At 66.5% G+C, this 7,324-nt stretch carries 4 protein-coding genes; 1 reads left to right on the plus strand and 3 read right to left on the minus strand.

What is annotated here, in order from left to right; genetic code table 11:
* On the plus strand, positions 1–1,077 hold a 1,077-nt coding region (metX, locus tag V5A20_RS12205), incomplete at its 5' end, for a homoserine O-acetyltransferase MetX (protein ID WP_332316687.1).
* 92 nt (positions 1,078–1,169) lie between these two features.
* On the opposite strand, the gene V5A20_RS12210 is transcribed toward metX, so the two are convergent.
* From V5A20_RS12210 to V5A20_RS12220, 3 genes are all read right to left on the minus strand, one after another.
* On the minus strand, positions 1,170–4,865 hold the full coding sequence (locus tag V5A20_RS12210; RefSeq protein ID WP_332327453.1) for a hybrid sensor histidine kinase/response regulator: 3,696 nt from the start codon (positions 4,863–4,865) through the stop codon (positions 1,170–1,172).
* Between the two features lie 444 nt (positions 4,866–5,309).
* Complete coding sequence (locus tag V5A20_RS12215; protein WP_332316685.1) at positions 5,310–6,041, minus strand: succinate dehydrogenase iron-sulfur subunit; 732 nt, start codon at positions 6,039–6,041, stop codon at positions 5,310–5,312.
* A 51-nt stretch (positions 6,042–6,092) separates the two neighbouring features.
* On the minus strand, positions 6,093–7,324 hold a 1,232-nt coding region (locus V5A20_RS12220; protein WP_332316684.1), incomplete at its 5' end, for an FAD-binding protein.

Raw genomic sequence — 7,324 nt, forward strand, 5'->3', positions numbered from 1 at the left:
CCGATGCCAACGACCCTCACTCTCCCTCAGTTCACTCTCGAAACCGGCACGACGCTGCGGGACGTGCCCGTGGCGTACCGGACGTGGGGCACGCTCAACGCGGCGGGCACCAATGCGGTCCTCGTGAGCCATGCCCTCACCGCCGACACGAATGTGGACGACTGGTGGGGGCGGCTCCTCGGCCCCGGTCGCGCGCTCGACCCCACGGAGGACTTCGTGGTGTGCCTGAACGTGCCGGGCTCGCCGTACGGCTCGGCCTCCCCGGTGACCACAAATCCAGAGACGGGCACACGCTACGGCCCCGATTTCCCGGCGTTCACGATCCGCGACACGGTGGCGCTGCACCGCCGCGCGTTGGAGCGGCTCGGCGTGCGGCGGGTGGGCTGTGCCGTCGGAGCATCGATGGGGGGCATGCAGGTGCTGGAGTGGGCCTTCGAGACAACCGACGCCGGGGGGCCGTTCGTGCAGTCGCTCGTGCCCATTGCTGTCGGCGGGCGCCACACGGCCTGGCAGATTGGGTGGAGCGAGGCGCAGCGGCAGGCCATTGCCGCCGACCCGAAGTGGCAGGGCGGGCGCTATCCGCCGGACGATCCGCCGAGCGACGGGCTGGCCTCTGCGCGCATGATGGCGATGGTGTCGTACCGGTCGCGGCCGTCCTTCGAGGGGCGGTTTGGGCGCGATGTAATGCCAGAGAAGGACGGCACGCCCTACGCGGTGGAGAGCTACCTGCGCCATCAGGGCGAGACGCTCGTCGACCGGTTCGACGCGAACTGCTACGTGGCCCTCACCCGGCAGATGGACACGCACGACGTGGCCCGCGGACGCGACGAGTACGAGGCCGTGCTGGAATCCATCGAGCAGCCGAGTCTCGTCGTGGGCATCGAGTCGGACGTGCTCTATCCGCTGTCCGAGCAGGAGGAGCTGGCGCGGCATTTGCCAAGGGCCACCCTGGAGGTGCTGGCGGGCCCCCACGGCCACGATTCGTTTCTCATCGAGCTCGATGCCCTGAACGAGATCGTCGGGGCGTGGCGGGCTGAAGCAAACGTGGGGCGATCGTGGGTGCGGTGTAGGGCGTGATTCGTGACGAGCGAAGCGTGACTCAGGTGTGATTCAGGACAGCACAAGCCTCACGCATCACGTCTCACGCATCACGTCTCACGCATCTCCCCCTACGCACCATGCCCGGCCCCCGTCCCCGCGCCGGGGCGTTCCGGAAGGGCGTTGGCAAGCGCCTCACTCTTGAGAGGCTTGCTCAGGAAGTCGTCGGCCCCTGCCTCGTGGCAGCGCCGCCGGTCCTCTTCCGTGACCGCGGCAGTGAGGGCGATGATGTGGGGCTGCGCGTCGGGCCCCCACTCTTCGCGGATGCGGCGCGTGGCCTCCAGGCCGTCCATCTCCGGCATCTGTACGTCCATCAGCACAACATCGTAGGACTGTTCCTGAAGGGCGTCCAGGGCGTCGAGTCCAGTGGGAGCGACCTCCACGTCGTGCCCCTCATTCTCCAACAACTGAGTGGCCATCTGCTGGTTGACGGCATCGTCTTCGGCCAGCAGGACGCGCAGAGACGCCTGCCCGGGACGCCCCGGTTCGCCACGTGCCTCGTCGGCGGAAGACGACGCGCCGAGCACCTTTGCCATCGTTTCGTAGAGGGGCGACCGCTTGACAGGCTTGTGGAGCCGTGCGGCGTATGCCGCCTCGTCCTCGCCGTGCCGATGGACCGAGCTGAGGAGAACAACCGGCACGGGGGGCGTGTCTTTGGGCTCGCGCAGATGGGCGTCCAGCGCAGGCCCGCTCGTGTCGGCCAGTCGGGCGTCCAGAAGGAGCAGGTCGAAGCCCGGATCGTCGCGGAGGTGGTCGCGCACCTCTGCGGGGGTCGACGCGACGGTCGCCGCCATGCCGCCGTGCTCGACCTGCTGACGGAGGAGGGCGCGGGTCGTCGGGTTCTCGGCCGCCACGAGTACGCGCCGGTCCTCCAGGACCGAGGGCACGGCGGGGCTGGACCCGTCCTCGCCCGCCTCCACCTGAATGGTGAAGTGGAACGTGGACCCTTCGCCCACCTCGCTCTCGACCCAGATGTCCCCGTCCATCGCCTCTACGATCTGCTTCGAGATGGAGAGCCCGAGGCCGGTGCCCCCGTGTGCGCGGGTCGTCGAGGAATCCGCCTGTTGAAATGAGCCGAACAGATCGGCCTGCTCGTCCTCGGGAATGCCGGGGCCGGTATCGCGGACCTGAAAGTGGAGTTCGTAGGGCTGGTCCGGCTCGGCGGGAGCGGAGGCCACCTCCACGCGCAGCACGACCTCGCCCTCGTCGGTGAATTTGACCGCATTGGAGAGCAGGTTGAGAAGCACCTGATGCAGCCGGGTCTTGTCACTCCGGATGACGGCGGGCACGTCCGGGTCGATCCGGTACGTCAGCTCCACGCCCTTCTCGGCGGTCGCCGTGGCGAGGGGCTCGAGGGCCTCCTCGACACTCGCCCACAACGGGACCGGCTGCGTCTCCAATTCGGTCTGGCCCGCCTCCAGCTTCGAGAAGTCGAGGATGTCGTCGATGATGGAGAGCAGGGTGTCTCCGCTCTTCTGGATGGCATCGACGAATTCCTGCTGCTCCGGGGTGAGGTTGGCCTCCGCCAAGAGATCAGCGAACCCAATGACGCCGTTCATCGGGGTGCGGATTTCGTGGCTCATGTTGGCGAGGAACTGGCTCTTGGCCTGCGCCGCCGCGAGCGCGTCCTCCCGGGCCGCTTCCAGCTCTTCGGTCCGTTCAGCGACCTTCTCCTCAAGGAGGCGTTGGCGCTTCTCCAGCGACCACGTGCGCCAGCGGATAATGCCGACGACGAGGCTGAGCCCGCCGAGAGCGCAGAGCACGTAGAACCAGCCGGTCTGCCAGAAGGGCGGTTCGATCGTGAAGGCGTAGGTAGCAGCCTGCTCGCTCCAATTTCCGTTGTCGTCGGCGGCCTTTACCTTAAACGTATACGAGCCCGGGGGAAGGCTGGAGTAGGTGGCCCGGCGCTGCGGTTGGACGGACGACCATTGTGAGTCGAGGCCCTCCAGTCGGTACTGGTAGGTGGTCGTTTCGGGCGCCTTGTAGTTGAGGCCGGTGAAGCGGAAGATGAGGTGGTTCTTGTCGTGGGGCAGTTCAAGGCCGGCCGGAAGGTCCTCCCAGGCCGTCTGTCGATTGGCGTAGCGGCTCCAGTCTGGCGTTCCGGAGAAGAAGCGGAGCCCCGTTACATGGACTCGGGGGGGCGTGGTGTCGGGACGGTCGTCGCTGGCATTGTAGTGCGTGAGTCCACGGCCGGTCCCAAACCAAAGGGTGCCGTCTCGGGCCTCGTGGAACGCGTGCTGGGAGGCCTCAACGCCCAGGAAGCCATCCTCGTCGCTGTACGTCCGGATGGACATGGTGCCGGTCTGCTTGAAGGCGCGTGCGTCGAGCCGATTGACCCCCTTCTCCGTGCCGGCCCACAGGTGCCCGTGCCGGTCGAGGAGGAGCGCGACCGTGGTGGTGCCGCTGAAGCCGTCGTCGGAGGTGAACGACACGAGCGAGTCGGCGTCGGGGGGATACACGTGTACCCCCCGCTGCGTCCCCAGCCAGGCATAGCCCTCCGGACCCACTTCAAGAGACAAGAGCGTCCCGATCTCGCCGGCGTCGACCTCCTCAATCGGCCGAAAGGTGCTGTCGTCAAACCGGCCGACGGTCTCCTGACATACGACCCAGAGCCGCCCCTGCGCGTCCACCGAGACGGCTCGAACCTGGTTGCTCGGCAGCCCATCGTCGCTCGTGAATCGCGCAAAGGAGTCCCCATCGTAGCGGATGAGGCCGCTCCGCAGGGTTGCAAACCAGAGCGTACCGTCCGGCGTCTCGGCGATGTCGATTGTGAGGCCCACCGGCTCACCCTCCACACGCGAGTACGACGTGTACGTGTCCCCGTCGTAGGAGAACAGCTTCGTTCGGGACGCAATCCACAGGGTCCCCGTCCGATCGGAGTGGAGTGACGGAAGCTCGCGGTTGAGTCCGTCCTTCGGCGCGTCTACCGCGGTCACCGAAGTGCCGTCGTAGCGACTGAGTCCGTTCCGGGTCGCGATCCAGAGACCCTCGTCGGGGCCCTCGGTGACGTCCCAGACGAGATCGTGGGGCAGCCCGTCGGCGGTCGTGAAGTGGTCGAAGGGCGTCGGGGTGTGCCGGAAGAGGCCGTCGCCGTCGGTTGCGAGCCAGAGGTTCCGCTCGCGATCGCGGAGGAGACTCCGAATCACGACCCCGTCCAGTTCTTCAGAGAAACGTCGGGGGGCCTCTCCATTGAGCCGTTGATACAATCCGTCCTGCGTGGCCATCCGGAGGGGACCGCCAGGCACGTCTGAGACGTCGAAGATCTTGAGGGAGGCCGTGCCAGGGAGGCGCTCGAACTGAGCTCCGTCGTGGTGGAAGAGGCCCTTTCGCGTACCTGCCCACAGCCCGCCTTCGGAACTGGGGGCCAGGGACTGGACGGGTCCGGTCGGCGCAGTCGTCGTGTCGACACGCGAGGTGAGCTGAGAGTCGACGTAGCGATGCACCCCGCCTCGATCCCCAATCCAGAGGGTATCGCCCTGTACGGCGAGGGCCCGGTGGGCCGTGTTCTGGATCTGATCGGGCGCGAGGGGGCGAACGTTGCTGCCGTCGTAGGAAAAGACGCCACTCGGGGTTCCAATCCAGAGCCGTCCGTCTGGGCCTTCGGCAAGTGCCTGGACGGTTTGGTCGGGCAGGCCGTCTCCGGCGGTGAACGCGGTGAACGTGTGGCCGTCGTAGCGGGCCAGGCCGTTTCGGGTCCCCACCCAAAGGATCCCCGATGAATCTTCGTGGAGTACCGTGACTACGTTGCTAGGAAGCCCGTCTTCCACGGTGTAGGTCTTAAAGGAGTGACCGTCGAATCGGGTGAGGCCCCCCCAAGAACAGCAAGCCAGAGGTACCCCCGTTCGCCCTGAACGACGTCCTGCACCTGCGACTGCGGCAGACCCTCCTCAAGGGAGTAGTGGTCGAGAGAGTGGCGTTGCGCAGACGACGAGAGCGGGAGGGAGGCGCTGGCCACCAGAAGCAGACACGTCGCGAGAACGCAACCTCGCACGACGTCAAGAGCGGTTGGGGTCCACCGGAAGAACATTCGGCAGCGAGGGAATTCGCCGGAAAGACGCGAGGCGGGGGCCTACGGGGTTCGAGCCCCAAACACGATCAAAAAGTACGCCACCGGTGGGAAACGGTGTGCAGCGAGGGCCTTCCGGGTAGAATTGACAAAAAAGTGCCCCGCTCGGCAGGAGCGGGGCGGGCAGGGGGCTTGCGTGAGGGGCTCAGGCCTTCGTCGACGCCTGCGAGGTGGCGGCGCGGCGCTTCAAGGCCGAGAGCCAGCGCGTAATGTCGATGTCCTTGGGGCACGCCTCGTTGCAGTTGAAGATGGTGTAGCACTTCCAAAGGCCGTCCGGCGAGTCGACGACGTCGAGGCGCTCCTGGGCGCCGTCGTCGCGGGTATCGAAGGTGTACCGGTAGGCCTTCAGCATGGCCGCGGGGCCCAGATAGTCGGGGTCGGCCCAGGTGGAGGGGCAGGCGTGCGTACAGGCCCCGCACATGATGCACTTCGAGGCGTCCTCGATCATGGCGTGCTCCTCCGGGCTTTGCTCTCGCTCCTGCTCCGGCGCCGGCCCGTCGGTGATGAGCCAGGGCTTCACCTCCCGGTACTTCTCAAAGAAGCGGCTCTGATCGATGATGAGGTCCTTGATCACCGGGGCGGACGGGAGGGGGGCAAACGTGATCGTGTCCCCGTCCCCGTCCACCAGGTCCTGCACGAGCACCGAGCAGGCGAGCTTGTTCTCGCCGTTGATCTGCATCGCGTCGGACCCGCAGATGCCGTGCGCGCAGCTCTTGCGCAGCGACAGGGTGCCGTCGATGTGCCACTTTACGTGGAGCAGGAGGGCGAGGGCGCTGTCGAGCGGGTCGGCCGGCACCTCGTACGATTCCCAATGCGGCTCGTCGTCCTCGTCGGGATTGTACCGCTTGACTTCAAGGTTGAGCTGCATCTCGGACATGAAAGGGCGCTTCTGTCTGTTGGGGAAGGGGGAGAAGAAGAGGGGGCGGAGTTAGTAGTTGCGCTCCTTCGGCTCAAACCGGGTGATGACGACGTCCTTGTCGTTGAATTCGTAGTTGCCGTCGCCGTCGCTATGGAAGAGCGTATGCTTGAGCCAATCCTCGTCGTTGCGCTCCTCATAGTCTTCGCGGGAGTGCGCGCCGCGGCTCTCCGTGCGGTGGCGGGCGCCGGCGGCGATCGCCTCGGCGTAGTCGACCATGAAGCCCACCTCCACCGCGTCCATGAGGTCGGTGTTGAACCGCTTGCTCTTGTCCTCCACGACGACGTTCTCTGCGCGCTGGCGAAGGCCCTGCAGATCGTTGAGGGCGGTGGAGAGCGTGTCGTCGGTGCGGAAGACAGAGACGTTCTCCATCATCGTCTCCTGCAGCTCCGAGCGAACCTTCACGATCGGCTCGCCCTCGTCGCGTGTGTTCGAGAGCAGGTCGTCGAGCAGGTTGCGCGTGTCTTCTTCCGGACTCTCCGGCAGCGGCGCGTAGTCCTTCCCCTGGCGCACCTGCTTGGCCATCTCGATGCCCGTGCGACGGCCCATTACCACGAGCTCCAGCAGGGCGTTGGTGCCGAGGCGGTTGGCGCCGTGGATGCTCACGCAGGCGCACTCGCCCACGGCATAGAGGCCCGGCACGTACTCGCCCCGTTCGCCCACCTCCACGTGGCCGTCCTCGTTGGCCGGAATGCCGCCCATGGCGTAGTGGCAGGTGGGCACCACCGGAATGGGCTCCTCCTTCGGGTCCACGCCCATGTAGGTGCGGGAGAACTCGGTCACCTCCGGCAGCTTGTTATCGAGGATTGCGTTGTCAAGGTGGGTGAGGTCAAGGTGCACGTAGTTCTCTCCCTGCACCCCGCGCCCCTCGCGAATCTCCTTGTAGATGCACTGGCTCACCATGTCGCGCGGGGCGAGGTCCTTTACCGTCGGCGCGTAGCGCTCCATGAAGCGCTCCCCCTCCGAGTTGCGCAGGATGCCGCCCTCTCCGCGAGCCCCCTCGGTGATGAGAATGCCGAGGCGGTAGAGGCCTGTCGGATGGAACTGCACAAACTCCATGTCCTCCAGCGGAATGCCATTGCGCAGCATAATGCCCATGCCGTCGCCCGTCCCGGCGTGGGCGTTGGAGGTCGTCTCGAAGGCCCGGCCGTACCCGCCGGTCGCGAAGCAGACCTGCTTGGCGTGAAACGTGTGGATTTCGCCGGTCAGGATCTCGTAGGCCACCACGCCGGCGCACTCCCCGT

It is taken from the genome of Salinibacter sp., assembly GCF_036626415.1.
In the GTDB taxonomy this organism is placed as follows: Bacteria; Bacteroidota; Rhodothermia; order Rhodothermales; family Salinibacteraceae; genus Salinibacter.